The 18,337-nt window shown below is 42.8% G+C and carries 18 protein-coding genes; 6 read left to right on the forward strand and 12 right to left on the reverse strand.

The window, feature by feature from the left end; genetic code table 11:
• Positions 1-83: 83 nt before the first annotated feature.
• On the forward strand, positions 84-884 hold the full coding sequence (locus tag AB4Z50_RS31055) for a DUF2935 domain-containing protein (RefSeq protein WP_441885443.1): 801 nt from the start codon (positions 84-86) through the stop codon (positions 882-884).
• 306 nt (positions 885-1,190) lie between these two features.
• Here AB4Z50_RS31055 and sufB read toward each other — a convergent pair whose 3' ends face one another.
• From sufB to AB4Z50_RS31085, 6 genes are all read right to left on the reverse strand, one after another.
• Positions 1,191-2,588 carry a Fe-S cluster assembly protein SufB gene (gene sufB, locus AB4Z50_RS31060; RefSeq protein ID WP_076270269.1) on the reverse strand — a complete coding sequence of 466 codons (1,398 nt, stop codon included), beginning with the start codon at positions 2,586-2,588 and terminating at the stop codon, positions 1,191-1,193.
• Between the two features lie 28 nt (positions 2,589-2,616).
• Positions 2,617-3,045, reverse strand: coding sequence for a Fe-S cluster assembly sulfur transfer protein SufU (gene sufU, locus AB4Z50_RS31065; protein WP_076270270.1), 429 nt, complete (start codon positions 3,043-3,045; stop codon positions 2,617-2,619).
• On the reverse strand, positions 3,032-4,258 hold the full coding sequence (locus tag AB4Z50_RS31070) for a cysteine desulfurase (RefSeq protein WP_441885445.1): 1,227 nt from the start codon (positions 4,256-4,258) through the stop codon (positions 3,032-3,034). Before AB4Z50_RS31070 ends, sufU begins: the two co-directional genes overlap by 14 nt.
• Complete coding sequence (gene sufD / locus AB4Z50_RS31075) at positions 4,255-5,562, reverse strand: Fe-S cluster assembly protein SufD (protein ID WP_441885447.1); 1,308 nt, start codon at positions 5,560-5,562, stop codon at positions 4,255-4,257. Before sufD ends, AB4Z50_RS31070 begins: the two co-directional genes overlap by 4 nt.
• Before the next feature lie 21 nt (positions 5,563-5,583).
• Entirely contained in the window at positions 5,584-6,363 is a 780-nt protein-coding gene (gene sufC, locus AB4Z50_RS31080) for a Fe-S cluster assembly ATPase SufC (protein ID WP_076270273.1), read from the reverse strand.
• A 282-nt stretch (positions 6,364-6,645) separates the two neighbouring features.
• Entirely contained in the window at positions 6,646-7,227 is a 582-nt protein-coding gene (locus AB4Z50_RS31085; protein ID WP_441885449.1) for a DUF1802 family protein, read from the reverse strand.
• 144 nt (positions 7,228-7,371) lie between these two features.
• Between AB4Z50_RS31085 and mtnK the strand changes: the two genes are divergently transcribed.
• Entirely contained in the window at positions 7,372-8,583 is a 1,212-nt protein-coding gene (gene mtnK / locus AB4Z50_RS31090; protein WP_441885451.1) for an S-methyl-5-thioribose kinase, read from the forward strand.
• 25 nt (positions 8,584-8,608) lie between these two features.
• On the forward strand, positions 8,609-9,664 hold the full coding sequence (mtnA, locus tag AB4Z50_RS31095) for an S-methyl-5-thioribose-1-phosphate isomerase (RefSeq protein WP_076270276.1): 1,056 nt from the start codon (positions 8,609-8,611) through the stop codon (positions 9,662-9,664).
• Positions 9,665-9,745: 81 nt separating this feature from the next.
• Here mtnA and AB4Z50_RS31100 read toward each other — a convergent pair whose 3' ends face one another.
• From AB4Z50_RS31100 to AB4Z50_RS31110, 3 genes are all read right to left on the reverse strand, one after another.
• A complete protein-coding gene (locus AB4Z50_RS31100; RefSeq protein WP_076270277.1) occupies positions 9,746-10,051 on the reverse strand; it encodes a YunC family protein in 306 nt (101 codons plus the stop codon).
• A gap of 210 nt (positions 10,052-10,261) precedes the next feature.
• Positions 10,262-10,528, reverse strand: coding sequence for a hypothetical protein (locus tag AB4Z50_RS31105; RefSeq protein ID WP_441885453.1), 267 nt, complete (start codon positions 10,526-10,528; stop codon positions 10,262-10,264).
• Between the two features lie 202 nt (positions 10,529-10,730).
• A complete protein-coding gene (locus tag AB4Z50_RS31110; RefSeq protein ID WP_441885455.1) occupies positions 10,731-10,925 on the reverse strand; it encodes a transcription initiation factor TFIIIB in 195 nt (64 codons plus the stop codon).
• Positions 10,926-11,982: 1,057 nt separating this feature from the next.
• Here AB4Z50_RS31110 and AB4Z50_RS31115 point away from each other — a divergent pair.
• Both AB4Z50_RS31115 and AB4Z50_RS31120 read left to right on the forward strand, forming a co-directional pair.
• The gene (locus tag AB4Z50_RS31115) at positions 11,983-12,357 is read left to right on the forward strand and encodes a DUF3992 domain-containing protein (RefSeq protein ID WP_441885457.1); all 375 of its coding nucleotides are present in this window, start codon (positions 11,983-11,985) and stop codon (positions 12,355-12,357) included.
• 26 nt (positions 12,358-12,383) lie between these two features.
• Complete coding sequence (locus AB4Z50_RS31120) at positions 12,384-12,725, forward strand: DUF3992 domain-containing protein (protein WP_076270281.1); 342 nt, start codon at positions 12,384-12,386, stop codon at positions 12,723-12,725.
• A gap of 55 nt (positions 12,726-12,780) precedes the next feature.
• On the opposite strand, the gene AB4Z50_RS31125 is transcribed toward AB4Z50_RS31120, so the two are convergent.
• The gene (locus AB4Z50_RS31125; protein ID WP_441885459.1) at positions 12,781-13,119 is read right to left on the reverse strand and encodes an S-Ena type endospore appendage; all 339 of its coding nucleotides are present in this window, start codon (positions 13,117-13,119) and stop codon (positions 12,781-12,783) included.
• A 419-nt stretch (positions 13,120-13,538) separates the two neighbouring features.
• Positions 13,539-15,161, reverse strand: a complete 1,623-nt coding sequence (locus AB4Z50_RS31130; RefSeq protein WP_441885461.1) for a hypothetical protein — start codon at positions 15,159-15,161, stop codon at positions 13,539-13,541.
• A 657-nt stretch (positions 15,162-15,818) separates the two neighbouring features.
• Here AB4Z50_RS31130 and AB4Z50_RS31135 point away from each other — a divergent pair.
• A complete protein-coding gene (locus tag AB4Z50_RS31135; RefSeq protein ID WP_441885463.1) occupies positions 15,819-16,361 on the forward strand; it encodes a hypothetical protein in 543 nt (180 codons plus the stop codon).
• A gap of 59 nt (positions 16,362-16,420) precedes the next feature.
• On the opposite strand, the gene AB4Z50_RS31140 is transcribed toward AB4Z50_RS31135, so the two are convergent.
• The gene (locus tag AB4Z50_RS31140; protein WP_441885465.1) at positions 16,421-18,322 is read right to left on the reverse strand and encodes an EAL domain-containing protein; all 1,902 of its coding nucleotides are present in this window, start codon (positions 18,320-18,322) and stop codon (positions 16,421-16,423) included.
• Between the last annotated feature and the right edge of the window lie 15 nt (positions 18,323-18,337).

Here is an 18,337-nt window from a genome sequence, read left to right on the forward strand (position 1 = left end):
TTAGAATACTAGGAAGGGAATAGAACAAACCTTCCTTTCATACAGTACTCTTAAAGATAATGTATCAAGGGAGGATTTCGCCATTGTTAGATCAGTCATTTGTAGCTCGTTCTCTAGAGGAAGTTAGGTTTTGGTCTCGTATTATGAAAGAGCATTCTCTTTTTCTTAAATTGGGTTTCCGATGTGAAGATACACAACTAATTAATGAAGCAAATCATTTCTATGCCGTTTTTGAATCAATCGAAAATAAATCTAATGCTTATACAATTGAAACAGATCCTACCGTAATTAAAAGATTCAATGAAGAAGTTTATACTGCTGTTTCTTACATTTGGGCTTTCAAAAGAAAAGTGCTCGGTTTAATTCTGACTTGCAAACTTCCAGGTGCAAACAACTTCCCATTGTTAGTTGATCATGTGAGCAGAGAAGCTAATTATTTCAGAAATCGTTTGTCGGAATTAAATTTAGGTCAGTTACAGCCACTGCCTGATGCTATTATCGACGAGAATGTTTTCTTTCTAAGAATCATGGCAGACCACGCCAAATTCATTAGTCACTTGCTTGATCCTTCAGAGCGACAGTTAGTGGAACAAGCGAATAACTTCAGTGAAGAATTTGACACGTTACTATTTCAAGCAAGGGACTTAGAGTCTATGCGACCTCAATCGCAAACTGTTCCGCTACTTGACCAATTTCTTGATCAAAATAGAGTGTCAGTTAAATCGCTTCGTGACTTTAAAAGTTCAGCTCGAGACCTTATTGAAGCCTGCCGTATAAAAAGTATCATTCATCCGTTATTGGCGGATCATGTATTCCGAGAAGCAGAACATTTCCTCGTTATAATTGATATGTTTGAAAACAGTCTGACAGGTAAACCTGTTTAATCTTTGAATCATAGGGTTATTTCTATACAGTCTGTATTAGTTATCTCCTCGACCTAGCCAGTCGAGGATTTTTCGATGTCATTTTTTTTACTGTTCATTTATAATCATTTTTGATTTCCGTTTCCCCGATTTATTGCAGAAATTGCTTAAAGAAATAAAAAAAAGAATCCGTAGAAAAAATCTACGGATTCACCGATTTACTAGCAAATAGAAATTCAAAGTAGTAGCGTATTTGACTAAACGGTATCAAAACGGTATCATACGATATTTTGAAACCGTTTAGCCCTTGATACGCCTACGTTTTTATTAACCGATTGAACCTTCCATCTCAAACTTGATCAAACGGTTCATCTCTACCGCATATTCCATCGGCAGTTCTTTCGTGAACGGCTCGATGAAGCCCATTACGATCATTTGCGTTGCTTCCGCTTCGCTCAGACCACGGCTCATGAGGTAGAACAGTTGATCCTCAGAAACCTTCGACACTGTTGCTTCATGCTCAAGTGTGATGTTATCGTTCAAGATCTCGTTATAAGGAATCGTATCTGACGTTGATTCGTTATCGAGAATAAGCGTATCACATTTGATATTAGCTTTCGCGCCGTCAGAGTTGCGTCCGAAGGATGCAAGACCACGGTATGTTACTTTACCGCCGTGCTTACTAATTGATTTGGAAATAATTGTCGAGCTCGTATCTGGTGCAAGGTGAGTCATTTTTGCCCCTGCATCCTGATGCTGGCCTTTGCCGGCAACGGCAATGGACAATACCATACCTTTTGCGCCGCGACCGCGAAGGACAACAGCTGGGTACTTCATCGTCAGCTTAGAGCCGATGTTTCCATCTACCCATTCCATCGTTGCATTCTCATCAGCTACCGCACGTTTAGTTACCAGGTTGTAGATATTCGGTGCCCAGTTTTGGATTGTTGTGTAACGAACGCGTGCATTTTTCTTAACCAAGATTTCAACTACCGCACTGTGCAAAGAGTTTGTGCTGTAAACTGGTGCTGTACAGCCTTCTACATAGTGAACGGAGCTGTCTTCATCGGCAATAATAAGCGTACGCTCAAATTGACCCATGTTCTCGGAGTTAATACGGAAGTATGCCTGCAAAGGCACTTCGCATTTTACGCCTTTTGGTACGTAGATAAAGCTTCCGCCTGACCATACCGCACTGTTCAAAGCAGCAAATTTATTGTCATTCGGAGGAATAATCGTTCCGAAATATTCTTTCATAAGCTCAGGATACTCACGAAGCGCAGTATCTGTATCTGTGAAGATAACGCCTTGCTTCTCAAGATCCTCTTGCATGCTGTGATAAACGACCTCGGACTCATATTGAGCCGATACGCCAGCTAGAAACTTTTGCTCAGCTTCTGGAATACCCAGCTTGTCGAATGTTTCTTTAATTTCGGAAGGAACTTCCTCCCATGTTTTCCCTTGCTTGTCTGAAGCACGAACATAATATTGGATGTCGTCAAAATCAAGCTCATCCATGTTGCCGCCCCATTTAGGCATCGGCATTTTGAAAAATTGCTCCAGTGATTTCAAGCGGAAATCCAGCATCCACTCCGGCTCACCTTTAATATCCGAAATCGTACGTACGATTTCTTCCGTTAAACCTTTGCCTGATTCGAATACGGCTTTGTGCTCGTCACGGAAACCATACTTATAATCTTCCATTTCCGGCATTGATTTAGCCATGGTCATTCACGCTCCTCATAAATCTAGTTTAATGTGATTCTTGCTGCTCGATCCCTTTGCGTAAGGCGTTCCACGCTAGTGTCGCACACTTAATTCTTGCAGGAAATTTGTTTACACCAGAAAGTGCATCCAATTCCTCATATTCATCAAATTCAACCGGTTCGCCTTTCATTAGAGCTGAGAATTTCTCAGCCATGGCAAGCGCCTCATCAAATGTTTTTCCTTTTATCGCCTCTGTCATCATCGATGCAGAGCTCATGCTGATAGAACAGCCTTCTCCACTGAACTTCGCATTGGCAACTTGGCCGTCTACGACCTGCAGCTGTAGCGAAATACGATCCCCACAGGTAGGGTTATTCAGGTTGATGGTAACTGATTCTTCATCCAAGGTACCGCGATTTCGAGGGTTTTTATAATGATCCATAATGACTCTGCGATATAAATCATCCAATTGCATGACCGAAGAACTCCTTTGTTTGTAGTAAGGCATCGGCTAAGCGGTCAATTTCATCTTCAGTATTATATAAATAAAAGCTTGCTCTTGCCGTTGCCGATACATTCAACCAACGCATTAGCGGCTGGCAGCAGTGATGGCCTGCACGAATCGCAATGCCTTTGGAATCAAGCACGGTCGCAACATCATGCGGATGTACATCATCCAAGTTGAATGTGATGAGTCCTACACGATTTTGCTTCGGACCGTACAATGTGATGCCTTCCAGCGAAGATAGCTTCTCGTAAGCATATGTGGCTAAACGTCTCTCATGCTGATCAATTTCATCTAGTCCAATTTCTTGTAGGAAGTCAATTGCAGCACCGAGTCCAACCGCACCCGCAATAATGGGAGTGCCGCCTTCAAAGCGGTACGGAATCTCTTTCCACGTAGACTCATAAAGATCAACAAAATCAATCATCTCGCCGCCATACTCAATCGGCTCCATCTTGTTAAGCAGTGCCTTCTTGCCATATAATGCGCCGATGCCGGTAGGACCACACATTTTATGACCAGAAAAAGCATAAAAATCAACATCCAAATCTTGGAGATCGATCTTCATATGCGGTGTGCTCTGAGCACCATCCACGACCATAATGGCACCGTTACGATGCGCAATTCGGGTAATTTCTTTAATCGGATTTATGAGACCGAGCACGTTCGAGACGTAAGTGATGGAAACCACCTTCGTCTGTGGAGTGATCGTTTTCTCAATATCCTCAAGAGAAATGGTACCATCGGGCTGCATCGGGATATATTTCAACGTTGCGCCAGTGGCCTTAGCAGCCTGCTGCCACGGAATTAAATTACTGTGATGCTCCATCGGTGTGATGACAATTTCATCACCTTCACCGCATACACTGCGTGCATAGCTTGAAGCAACCAAGTTTAGTGCTGTTGTAGTACCGCGTGTGAAAATAATTTGCTCCGGTGCTCCCGCATTCAGAAACTTCGCTACCTTCTCGCGCGCTCCCTCATAGGCATCAGTCGCCCTGGAACCAAGTGTATGCACACCGCGATGAACGTTCGCGTTATCCAGCTCATAGTACCGATTAACCGCATCAATGACGGAGCGCGGCTTCTGCGAAGATGCCGCGCTGTCCAGATAAACGAGCGGGTGCCCGTTTATTTCTTGATGCAATATCGGGAACTGCTCCCGAATCGCATTTATATTCATCCCTCTAGCTTCCTTTCGAGCAAACGCTGAAGCTGACCGCGTACCGCCTCGACTGGAATTTCCGATACGACTGGAGCCAAAAAGCCGTAAATAATTAGACGTTCAGCGTCTTGCTTAGATATACCGCGAGACATTAGGTAATATACCTGCTCAGGGTTTACTTGCCCCACGCTTGCTGCGTGGCCTGCTGTTACATCATCTTCATCTATAAGCAAAATCGGATTGGCATCGCCGCGCGCTTTAGGGCTCAGCATGAGCACCTTCTCGGTTTGTACACCGTTCGCTTTCGTCGCACCCTTCTCGATTTTTGTAATTCCGTTAATGATCGCTGAAGCGGAATCCTTCATTACTGCACGTGTTACCATGTTGCTGTCGGAGCTTTTGCCGAAGTGAACGGCTTGCGTCGTCAAGCTGTTTTGTTGAGCGTTTTTGCCTACGCTGATAACTTTTGCATCAGAAGTAGAGCCTGTGCCCTTCAACATGGATTTCGTGTCTGACAACGTATTTCCGTCATTCAAATCACCGATAATCCATTCCATTTGGCCGTCATTTTCAATAACCGAACGACGGATTGACATATCCACGCCAGTCTCAGCCATATGGTGAATGGAGCTGAAACGAACATGAGCGCCTGGCTTCACGAACACTTCAACAACAGATGGATGTACGAAAGGAGCACTGTTTGCTCCCGGTTCGGATACAACACAATCCACATATGTCACTCGGCTATTATTGTCCGCTACGATCAAGATATGCGGAGCAAATGTCGCTTCAGCATTATCATTGTAGAAAATCGCTTGTAGCGGCAGCTCAACTTCAACATCTTTAGGAACGTAAACGAATACGCCGCCGTTCCAAAGTGCTGCATGAAGTGCTGTAAGCTTATCTTCGTCCTTCGCTACTGCTTGGAACAAATATTTTTGAACGAGGTCGCCATGCTCTTTGCATGCCGTCTCCAAATCTGTGAAAATAACGCCTTTGCTAGCCAATTCGTTTGAAAACTGATTCCATACGATGCCGGAATTACGTTGAACAAGCAAATTTTCAGTTCCTTCTGTGATCAATTCACGAACAGCTTGTGGAAGTTCGCTAATTGCTCCAACCGTTGTCGGTTGCTCGTAGTTTCCTAGTGCTGTCAAATTCCACCGTTCAATACGAACCTTCTCCGGCTTAGGCCATCCGAGTGTTCCGGCAAGGTCTGCCGCTTCTCCGCGCAGTTCAACAAGCCAGTTCGGCTCGCCTTTACTACGTGCCAGCGCTTCAGCAGCTTGACGGTTGGCCTGCGTTGATAGTTGTGTACTCATCCGTTTTGCCCCCTTCTCTGCTTAAGCCTGACCGACCGTTTCATCTTCGATTCCAAGCTCTTCTTTTACCCAATCATAACCTTCGTTTTCCAAACGCTCAGCCAGCTCAGGACCACCCGATTTAACGATACGGCCTTGCATCATAACATGTACATAGTCTGGAGTAATATAGTTAAGCAAACGCTGATAGTGAGTAATGATAAGGAAACCGCGATCTTCCGAACGCATAGCATTTACGCCTTGTGATACGATACGAAGTGCATCTATGTCAAGACCTGAATCGATCTCATCAAGAACAACGATTTTTGGATCAAGAAGCATCATTTGCAAAATTTCGTTACGTTTTTTCTCGCCGCCTGAGAAACCTTCGTTAAGGTAACGATGAGCGAATTCAGCATTCATTTCAAGCTCTTTCATTTTGCTTTCCATTTTGCGAATGAATTTAATCAACGAGATTTCATTGCCTTCGCCAAGACGTGCATTTAGCGCACTGCGTAGAAAGTCAGAGTTTGTTACGCCTGGAATTTCACTTGGATATTGCATTGCAAGAAACAAACCAGCAAGTGCGCGCTCATCAACACCCATTTCAAGGATGTCAGCGCCATCTAGTACTGCCGTTCCTTCTGTTACTTCATATTTAGGATGTCCCATCAAAGCGGATGCCAGTGTAGATTTACCGGTACCGTTCGGGCCCATGATCGCGTGAATTTCTCCACCTTTAATTTCTAGGTTAATACCTTTCAAAATCTCTTTTCCGTCGATAGCCGCTTTCAGACCATCAATGACAAAATGAGTAGACATAATATGCTGATCCCTCCAAGGTTGGTTTAATTCGCTCAGTCACTTCTATAAATAATAGACTTTCTATTATAGAGTGATTCTCAATGATTCTCAATAATCATTTTAATATAGTTTTTGTTATAAATCAATGTGAGATGTCTTTGATTCATTGATAATGTCTTTTTATTGTAGATATAAAACGAAAAGCTAAAGGTTGATTTCGGCTTATATTTCTCCTATTTCACCTTTAATCGGCAATTAGATGGGTTTTCCTCGTAAGATCCTTTGATCAAAATAAATCTTTTATGCCAATGCATTTTTAATTTTTTGAACTTCTGACAGAAATGTTTCTTCATCCAGTACAGGCAACATTTTTGGAGATGGTATTTCATCTTCCATTCTTACCCAAGATTTGCATCCATTATAAGCAGGCCTCATCGAAATTTCCAAAGGCGTCTCCAATCGGTAAACACGGAGCAATAAAACATGCAGCGGCTTGGTTTTTTTCCAGCGCAATCTTTCCTCTGCAAACGTATCTGTCCATATATGTAAATCGCGTAAACGATCGAGTGTTTCTTGATCCGTTACTTCAATATCTTCAACGACCTCAGCGTAAGCTTCTAGCTTAATCGTTTCCATGTCTATCGACCAATTCGCTAACGTTTCATCCAAACCGTCAACATATTGCTCCTTTAGAAGATGTTTCTTCTGGTGCTCGTAAGCAGGCATTAAATAAAAGCTAGGGCTAATAAGCTGAAAATCTCGCGTTTCTTCAATGATTCCGCCTTTACGCATAACGATAATTTGCTGCCCCTCTGCGAGCGCTTTTACACTGACAGCCCACTCTTTCAAAGCGATCGACTGTTGTTCTTTTTGTGCAGTCACTATACTTCCTCCATCCAACTTGTCTATAATTGATAACATTATATCAAATGAGGGTATTCCAAGGCGAAATAATATACATTATACTATGTTGAGATGAATACTGGGCATTGCTGCCCAACTACTATAAACCGGAGGTGGACAGCCGTGTCTGCATATCATCCATTATCAGAACAAGAAGCCATTCAAATAGCTCTTTCGCTTGACGGTTATTTCCCAGAGGGAGCAAGTTTAACCAGCCGAGAAATTGGGGACGGTAATTTAAACTTGGTTTTCCACATCGTTGATTCTAGCAGCGGCAAGAGCCTTATTATGAAACAGGCGCTTCCTTATGCTAAAGTTGTTGGTGAGTCTTGGCCGCTTACACTCGATCGTGCACGTATTGAAAGTGATAAGCTTATTTTGGAAGGCGAGCTTGCTCCTGGACTTGTTCCAAACGTTTATAAATATGACCCAGAGCTCTATCTCACCATAATGGAGGATCTCAGCGATCATATTATTATGCGTCAAGGGTTGATTGGCGGAACACGTTATCCTAAATTCGCGGACGATATTTCAACATTTATGGCGCGGACTTTATTTTTCACCTCTGATCTTGGCATGAACCAGCAGGAAAAGAAGCAGCGCGTAAAAGCTTTTATTAATCCTGAGTTATGTAAAATAACAGAGGATCTTATATTCGACGATCCTTATACGAATTCGCCTAACAACAGCTTTGATCCAGCTATTCAAGATGCTGCTGAGGCGCTCTGGCAGGATTCACAGCTTCATTTTGAAGTAGCGATTCTGCGTGACAAATTTTTAACAAATGCACAAGCGCTCTTGCATGGCGATCTTCATACGGGCAGTGTTTTCGTAACGCCTGAATCTACAAAGGTCATCGATCCTGAATTCGCTTATTATGGTCCAATTGGCTTCGACATTGGTGCTGTTATTGCGAATTTGCTTCTCAACTTTGCAGGGCAAGAGCATTGGAGCACGGATACAAAAACGAGAAATGACTTCCGTCGTTATTTGACCGATTCGGTGCGTGATGTGTGGAATCTATTCGATCAAAAATTCCGTGCATTATGGGATGAGCATGGTCTTGATCGTATTGCTTCTTCAACACCAGGCTATCAAGATTACTATATGAATCGTTTGCTGCAGGACGCTGTTGGTTTTGCAGGCTGCAAAATCGTACGCCGAATCGTTGGTTTGTCTCATGTAATCGATGTAGATCGTATCCCTGATGCAGCTGCTAAAGAGAAAGCTCAGCGCCTCGCTCTTGCTATTGGAACATCGCTGATTCGCAACAACCGCAATACGCAATCCATTGAGGAAGTTATCGACGTTGCCTTATCACTTGCAAATAAATGATTGAACACAGAGAGGAAATGACACCATGACAACAAATAATTATGCTGGCTTGCAATCGGTTATCTGGACCGAAGACAGGCTTGATTTACTTGACCAACGGCTTTTGCCAGAAGAAATCGTTTATTTGCCTTTAACGACTGCAGAGGATGTATGGGAAGCGATTCGCCACTTAAAAGTACGCGGAGCTCCAGCCATCGGCATTTCAGCAGCTTACGGAGTCGTTCTAGGCAGCCGAGATGAGCAAACCACTGAGGCATGGCTCGCGCAAGTCGTCAAGCAAGCAGAATATCTTGCGACTTCAAGACCAACCGCTGTTAACTTGTTCTGGGCACTTGATCGCATGAAAGCAGCTGCCGCTTCTTACATCGAGAAAGGCTTGTCGCTTGAGGAAAGCAAAGCCGCTTTGCTAACGGAAGCAATCGCGATTCAAAGCGAAGATGAAGAAACAAACAGAATGATCGGTGAACATGCACTATCATTGTTTAAAGATGATATGGGTGTATTGACACACTGTAATGCTGGCGGCTTGGCTACGGCTAAATACGGCACAGCTCTTGCACCCTTCTACTTAGCCTTGGAACGCGGTATTACACTGCGTGTATATGCTGACGAGACGCGTCCTGTCCTTCAAGGCGCTCGGTTAACTGCATTTGAATTACAGCAGGCAGGCGTCGATGTTACGCTTATTTGCGACAACATGGCTGGTATGATTATGGCTAAGGGCTGGGTAGATGCGGTTATCGTAGGTACTGACCGCGTTGCTGCAAACGGTGATGTAGCTAACAAAATCGGAACGTACAGCGTAGCTGTACTCGCTAAAGCTCACGGCATTCCTTTTTATGTAGCGAGTCCTCTTTCCACAATTGATTTGAATACGCCGACTGGTTCTGAAATTCCAATTGAAGAGCGCAATGCGGAAGAAATTACAGAAGGCTTCGGCAAGCGTACAGCCCCTCAGGGCATTAAAGTATACAATCCGGCCTTCGACGTAACGCCTAATGAATATGTAACAGCCATTATTACTGAAAAAGGCATCGTCCAAGCGCCATACGATGTTAATCTTCGCAAACTTTTTGAATAATCATTAGAGAATAAAAGCCCTAATCTGTTGTTCGCGGCATTCACGCGTACAGCTTGATTGGGGCTCTTTGTTTTCTTTTGGTTAAAGCATCAATTGGAGCGCTTCCGAGCCCTTCATGCCTACTACAACACCCTTTGTCTCTGCTGTTAAAGTAACGGATTCCAAAGGGGCTTCCATCAACTCTTCCAACGTTTTTACTCCAACAGCTCTGCCAGCTATAATTTCCCGGTCTTTGAGTCGCTCATTAAGCAGAGAAACATCAAGCGCACCGCACATAATATATCCTTTGTCCGTCATGATAGCGAGCAAAGTTGTTTTGGGCAACTTCACTTCAACGCCAAGAACGGTTTCTCCATTCTCCAGTGTGAAAGGAACCATCCGCATCATATAGGATCCACCCCCTTCTTTTACATAATGTAAAAGGCAATGCACTGCAACATCAGTATATGCAAAAGTAAGTTTGCAGTGTTGGATGTTTGCTTATTTATGCAGTGGTTGAGGGGTGAAATCACAAATGCGATCACAAGTTGATAAGTGAATCAATCTGCACTGTCGGCTCTTGTTGCATGTTGGGAGCCACATGAAACAGAGTTTTCATTACCCTAAAAAATTCAACTCTTCTTTAATTTTCTTTATCTCATTTATAGCATGTTCAATCAAATTTCTATTGATTTTTTCACCTGTGTATACATTGTAATCATCAATTACTTCTATTAGATATTCCTTCAATTCGGTATCAGACTTATCCAGCAATTCTATACCATGCCATTCTCCATCCCAAATCGCAGCAACACGCTGCCTATCATCATCATTTGATTCGTCAAAATAAAATACCCAATAATTATACTTCTTATTGATTTTCATCTCCTCATCTCCCTAAAATGAAACCGTGATATGTACCTCTCCCGACTGAAGTCCAAATGAAGTTATCTATCTGCATTATATGATTGGGAGAAAATTGACCCAATGATCTATCGTAACTCCTGCTTACATCAATAATTTCCTTTCATGTTGAGTTTTCGATGAAACACTTGTTTTATTATATTCGCAAATGTCGATATTCACTTTATTTATCCTCAAATTTATGTGGCTCAATAACAAAACTTTTTAAAATATATCCACACTTCATACAAATTACATGAGTAACATCTGATCCTAAAGTTAGCATTTTTTTCATAGGGTATACTCTGGCTTCACCGTGCGACTTACCTTTCCCAAAGTTGGTTCCTCCACATTCGGGACAAACTTCTTCTTTTTTCATCTCGAACCTCTCCCTTTGAACTTAACCTTTCCTTGCCTTTCTAATCAAACTAATCACAACAAAACGGATACTTACTATCCTTATACTTATACTTACACGTCAGGCACTCCTGCACCTTACCTCTTCAAAAAAGAAAATCAACAGGTTAACAAACTCGGATGTTTTTCATTTTAACTTATAGCAGCCTACTTATCGGCAATATGGCATGATGCAAATGTCCTGCTTTTGTATTTACGGACTTCTAACGAAGATACTTCAGTCGAAAAAGAGACACCAGTTAATTCCCAGAATTTATGCCCATCTAATTGATAACCAATATAGAAGCCGTCCTATGGCCTCCTATAACTACAACATCGTCACCTTCACTCAAGCTCCTCAGCACCCTTTATATGTATTTACATCATTCAAAACATTTCTCCTCCCTATGAAATAACCATTTCACCAAACCTTCCTAACTTTCCAATAATTATACAATTTGGCATATAATTTGTCTCAAACTATGTCGAAACAAAATTAATCAAAAAAAGACTCCCCTCAAACGTGGAAAGCCAGCTACATATATTTCTCACAATCACAATTCAACTCAACAAACTCACAAACTGGTCTCAAGATTAGTAAAAAACTAGTCATTTAAAAAAGTTTACACTTAATTTTCATTTAAGATAATAATCATGAAAAACCAAATGAAAGCCTGTCATGATAGGGCTTTTTTGTGTTTTTCGAGGGTTTTGGACCCCCTTCTTTTACATAATGTAAAAAGCAAGGCACTGCAACATCAGTATATGCAAAAGTAAGTTGGCATTATTGGATGTTTGCTTATTTATGCTCCTGCATTCTTCTGAAAATGCTAGGCTCTAATTATGTTTCTCCAATGACAAATCCCTTCGATCTTCATTTTGTATGGTTCTTCTTCTCTCTCTAGTCTATTACCCATAGAAATTGCATGATCGTATGTCGTCTTGTTTAAAAGATATTTCTCACCTCAGGCAGATGTCCAAGCGGGCAGGTTAATGCCTGCATTAAATAGTTAGAAATTATAAATAGGAGGGATTTAGGTATGGGTTGTAATAATTCTGCAACTGCTTTAACTTGTTGTGCTGATAAAAACTTTGTACAAGATAAAGTATGTACACCATGGAGTGGCACCGTTGTCGCTGCTGATGTCCTAGTTGTCGTCTTCACAAATAATATTAATCAAAATATTGTCGGTACCGGGTATTTGCAATACGACATCGGTCCAGATGATATTACATTTGATTTTCTCGACAGCACGGGAAATCCAATCAATGCTGCTCCATTTACACTCTCTCCCGGAACGAGTCTTGCTTTTACGTATAGGCGCTTCAGTGCCATTCAAATAACGCTTCCAGCAGCTTCACCAGGTACCTATCAAGGGGAGTTCTGCATAACTACCCGTTACCCTGTCCAATAAAATAATGAGTGGAGGGATAAAGGAATATGTGTGAAACAAATTCTACACTTAGTTGTTGCTCAGATAAAGTCATTGTGCAAGATAAAGTGTGCTCAAATTGGCAATTAGCTGCAGCTGGGACCCAAATCATTTATTCGGACAATATATCACAAACCATCAATGGTACAGGATATGTTAAATATGAAACCGGTACAGCACCATTAACAGTAAACTTCTTCAGAACAGGAATCGTAGCAGCTATTCAAACCATAGTTATTCCTGTTGGAGGCAGTGCATCATTTACGGTAGCACGATTTAATACCATTTCCTTAACTACGACGGCAGCAGCACAAGGGGAGTTTTGTATTACTGTCCGTTATAGTCTTTAATCTTATAACTTAATAATAAAGGGTGGTTCTTCATTTATTGAAGAACCACCCTTTATTATTGTTCATTTAATGGAATGGGGTTTGAATGCAGACCAATCGTAGTTGAAATTACATATTTTCCTTCAATATAAAGTAACTCATTACCTTTTGCAGAAACTTTTACAGATTTAATGCCTTCACCAATAAAATTAACCGTATTACCAGGTGGTACAATCATTAGTTTAGTTTCTGTACCAACAATTTCTACTTCCAAAGGATCTGTGCTCGATGGACTCGAGTATATAGTAATTTGCGCCACCTTAACTTTTGCTTCAATATCTGTTTCCCATATTTGAAGTCCCGTTAGATTACCTTGAAGTAATATATTTCCACAGCATTCTTTTTCGACCAGCATAGTCGCAGGATCAACGCAAGGTGAATCCGGGCAAGGACACGGCCTAGGCCTTGGACATGGTCTCGGTCTTGGCCTGTGACATCGCTTAGGAGGACACGGAAATATCGGGAAACATCTCTTCCTTCGGGCTCTTTTTTTACAGCATTTTTTCTTTATTATATATTTTGATTTTTGCTTATTTATTTGAATAAAAGAGGGTTTCACCATGAGAACATTCATTGATTCAAATAAGGGCTTTTTCTTTGAACAGAATCTCCTTTTCAGCATATTCCCCCCTCTTTCAAAAAAACCATATTCCAGTTCATACTTATATTAAATGTATCTTTCCGGCACATGGTTATACATTATCTGAATTTATTCCAAAAGAAGTCATATGCCTAGTAGATTTGACCTCCATTAACGAAATGAATGATTGAATATTACGTAAGTTCGTGCATAGACCAAACTACACCATTTGTAGAACCGCCGCCTATATTAAGTGATATTGTCAGACCGTTCGCATTGTAGTAAAGCCCAATAACATCTCCAGCGGAGAGCGTAACCTCACCTGCCAAAGTTACTGTTCCATTACCAAGTACAGCTCTTAAGGTTAGAAGCAATGCAATATTAACATTCAAAATAGGTAATAATCCAGTAACCAAACTTGTTGTAGTAGGCGATGTTCTTTGAACTAGAAAGAAAGGGTTTACTCCAGCTCCGAGGCTTACGCCAATAGCTGCAGTGGTTATATAATTTACTGTTGCTAAAATAGAATATCTACCAGTGACCGGTATCGTGTAATTGCCTGTTGCGGCATTGAAATTCGCATTTCCATAATAAGGATTCGCTACAGACCAGTTAATAAGCTGACCTGTTGCTGATAAAGTAAGAGTAGACAAATATGCCGAAAACCCTTCAGCAGCAAAGTTCGGGCCAGTAGCTCCTGTGGCTCCTGTCGTACCGGTTGTTCCTGTTGCACCCGTAGCTCCTGTCACTCCTACTCCCGTTGCTCCTGTAGCTCCGGTTGCCCCGGTTGCTCCTGTCACTCCTACTCCCGTCGCTCCTGTAGCGCCGGTTGCTCCTGTCACTCCCACTCCCGTCGCTCCTGTAGCGCCGGTTGCTCCTGTTGCACCCGTCACTCCCACTCCCGTCGCTCCTGTAGCTCCGGTTGCCCCGGTTGCTCCTGTCACTCCCACTCCCGTTGCTCCTGTAGCGCCGGTTGCTCCTGTCACTCCCACTCCCGTTGCTCCTGTAGCTCCGGTTGCCCCGGTTGCTCCTGTCACTCCTACTCCCGTCGCTCCTGTCGTGCCTGTAGCCCCAGTTGCACCCGTTACTCCTACTCCTGTTGCTCCTGTCGTACCGGTTGCCCCTGTTGCACCCGTCACTCCTACCCCTGTCGCTCCTGTAGCGCCGGTTGCCCCAGTTGCTCCGGTCACTCCCACTCCCGTAGCTCCTGTAGCGCCGGTTGCCCCGGTTGCCCCGGTTGCTCCGGTCACTCCTACTCCCGTAGCTCCTGTCGCCCCAGTTGCACCCGTCACTCCTACTCCCGTCGCACCTGTAGCTCCGGTTGCTCCCGTTGCACCCGTTACTCCCACTCCCGTCGCTCCTGTAGCGCCGGTAGCCCCAGTTGCTCCTGTCACTCCCACTCCCGTCGCTCCTGTAGCTCCGGTTACTCCTGTTGCACCCGTCACTCCTACTCCCGTTGCTCCTGTCGTGCCCGTTGCACCAGTTACACCCGTCACTCCTACTCCCGTCGCTCCTGTCGCACCTGTAGCTCCGGTTGCTCCCGTTACTCCTACTCCCGTCGCTCCTGTAGCACCGGTTGCTCCCGTTGCACCCGTTACTCTTACTCCCGTAGCACCTGTAGCTCCGGTTGCTCCTACCGTCCCCGTCGCCCCTGTTACTCCCGTTGCTCCTGTCGCCCCTGTTTCACCTGTCGCCCCCGTCGCGCCAGTTATGCCTTTCTTACGCGTCCCGTCGCAGCTTAAAGAGCCGGAGCAGGAACAATTGCTACTTGAACATTGCGATCTGTTAAGTTTTGAGCTGCCACAATTCATATCCATTAGCCCCATCCTTTGTACAACAATCTTGAATCATATATCAAAAAAATCAGAATCGATGAAAATTTTCAATTCCAATTTCCCTATCATTAAATCTATATAAAACTTATCATTTAAAATAAAAATTCACCCAGAAACAGAAAACATTCTACCCCTCTATCGGCAGACTCTATTAATAGTAAATGAATTTTCCTCAGTTTTTGATTGTACTCAAGCCTTATTTTCCAAATAATAGTCATTTAGTACATACCTAAAAATAGAGCCACCGCTGCCTTCATCAAGGCAAAGTGACTCTAGCTTTTTCACTACTTTTAACCTGTCTAACCCTTCCCATACAAAGGCCACATAATATATCGAGACCAACAATCCATTTTTTATTTTTTTATAAAATTTTACATTTATTCTGCATTAATCTTTACAACAGAACTTCCGTTTAATGTTTCAAAGAAATAATAATATATGCTAAAATAGATCAGCCATAACTTTATTATAAGTAGTTAGGTCTTTATACCGTATAGCACAGATTTAATCTAAATCCTGTATCTATCCATTTGAATGCGGATACATTTTCTTGCATCACTCGAGTTATCACTGCTCACTACTACATGAAAAATCGATTTAGTGGTATATTAGTACTATATCGAATCGTCCGGAGGTCCTATGGAAAAACATAACTCTTCTCAAGACCGAGCATCCTTTATTTTTAATATTGAGGTGCTTGTAGAAGGGAAAAACAACGCTGCAGCGCTTGAGCAATTGCTTCATTCGCTAAATGGTTCTGACTTTGTTGATTTCCGTATATTATCCGGCATCCAACTTGGAGAGCAAATCGAACATCACAAGAACAATACAGGCTCCACACGAGAAATTCCTTTGCCGCCTAACCTAACTAAAGATGCTAACAGCGTACAACCTAACAGAACTTCAACCACCACTCCTGAGAAAACAAAAGAAGCTAAAAAGGCCGACAAACCAGCAGCAGATGCTCTAGAAGCTTTAAGCTATTACGACAAAATAAGAGCGCTCATGAAAAACAATACTTTAATCCGGCTCCTCGTTAATAAAGGCTTAGGTATTAAGCTCAGCATTCCTTGCCGGATCATTAATATGGATGAGTCGGAAAATATTATTACTGTTTATCATGTCGACGAGAAGCAAGTGTATACGTTTCGAATGAACGAAATTGAAGACTTCTCATACTAATCCACGCATGAAGAAAAAAACCGTTCCAATGACTGTTTATCAGCCATAGAACGGTTTTTTTATGCATAACCCGGAGATAACATTTGTTCAATGTTGTCACTTGATACAGGCGGACTCCAAAAGAAGCCCTGCATTTCATCGCATTTATGCTTGCGAAGAAACTCCATTTGCCCTTCAGTTTCCACGCCTTCTGCGATAACCTGAATATTCAGGTTATGAGCCATTGCAATAATTGCAGCAACGATTTCTGCATCACTCGGGTCCTGCTGAATATCACGTACGAAGGAGCGGTCAATTTTCAACCGATCAATCGGGAAGTTTTTTAAATAATGGAATGAACTATAGCCTGTGCCAAAATCATCAACGCTAATATTAACGCCTAGTTCCGTTAAGTCGAGCAAACAGCGAGACACATGGCTAACATCCATCGTCATCGACTCCGTGATTTCCAGATCCAAGTATCTTGGATCGAGGCCTGTTTTCTCAAGTACTGCCGCTACCTTGCCTGCGAGATCCGTTTGAACGAATTGCCTAATCGATAAATTGACGGATACCGGCATTAGTGGCAATCCAGCGTCTTGCCATGCTTTGTTTTGACGGCAGGCCTCTTCCAGTACCCAATCGCCTATTTGGACAATCATGCCGCTCTCTTCAGCTAACGGAATAAAGCTCCCTGGCGGTATCATGCCTTTAATCGGATGATTCCATCTTACTAGCGCCTCTACGCCAACCATAGTACCTGAGCTCAAATCATATTGCGGTTGATAATGCAAAATGAATTCTTCGCGCTGAATAGCGCGGTACATCTCATGCTGCAGCGTAAGTCGCTCCAATGACGAATTGCTCCAGTCCTCCGAATAAAGCAGGCAATCATTTTTCCCGCTTTCCTTCACTTTGACAAGCGCCATATCTGCTTTCTTGATAAGCGAATAACTATCATCATCCGCGTTGCGGTTTGTAACCAAACCAATGCTCGCTGTAATATGTAACGGGAAGCCGCTCAGCTCATAGGGCTCTTCAATCGACTTGAGGAGATTTCTGCACAGCTCCAGCAAATGCTTCTCCGATCGTAAATTGCAAAACAATAAAGCAAATTCATCGCCTTCCATACGCGCTGCAAAATCATTGTCATCAAGATCTCGATTTAGTCTTTCTGCAACTTGCATGAGAAGAATATCACCAAATTCGCGTCCAAAGGATGCGTTGACCAGCTTGAAACGATCTAAATCCAAATAACAAATACCAACGGTACGTTCTTCTTCCTTCGCCCTTGTCAACGTCTCCGTCAGCTTCATTTGAAACAAAGTGCGATTCGGCAAGCCGGTCATATCATCGTGATAGGCCATATAGCGAATTCGTTCAAGATTACGTTTGCGATCGCTTAAATCCTGGCTTATCACTACCGTTCCGATGACTTCATCCATCTGTATCATAGGCGAGCAAACAACTTGTAGCTCGAGCGGAAAACCTGAACCATGCGTAATGTTAATATTGATCTGTTTCGTTTCACCAAGCAAAGCATGCTCAAATGTTTCTTGCAGCAATTGCCGGCTGCCCGGCTCGACTAATCGCAAAATCGTTTCTCCAAGAAGCTCGGTTCGGTCATAGCCAAGTGTACGGCCGGACGCCTCGTTCAACTCCATGACAATCCCGTTTTTATCCAATATCGCCAGCGGAACGGCATCTGAACGAAGCAAGGTCTCTACAATTGCCGTATGATAATTTTGGAAACTAAACGTCACATTTCGCTTTATATAAACAATTACTGCAGTTACGATTAACGATGCCGCGATAGCCAAAGCTGTCCATTTGTACATCGTGTTAGATATTAATATAAATGGTACGATAATCCAGACCAACCCGAGTGCTGCAAGCAAACAACTAATAACCAACGATCCATTCAATGATTGCTTGAGGAGTTGCCGCTTTCTATCAGGAAAACCATCTATCCGTTTCGTCACGCACAAACGTCCTTC

The organism is Paenibacillus sp. 2TAB26, assembly GCF_052115145.1.
Taxonomy (GTDB): Bacteria; Bacillota; Bacilli; order Paenibacillales; family Paenibacillaceae; genus Pristimantibacillus.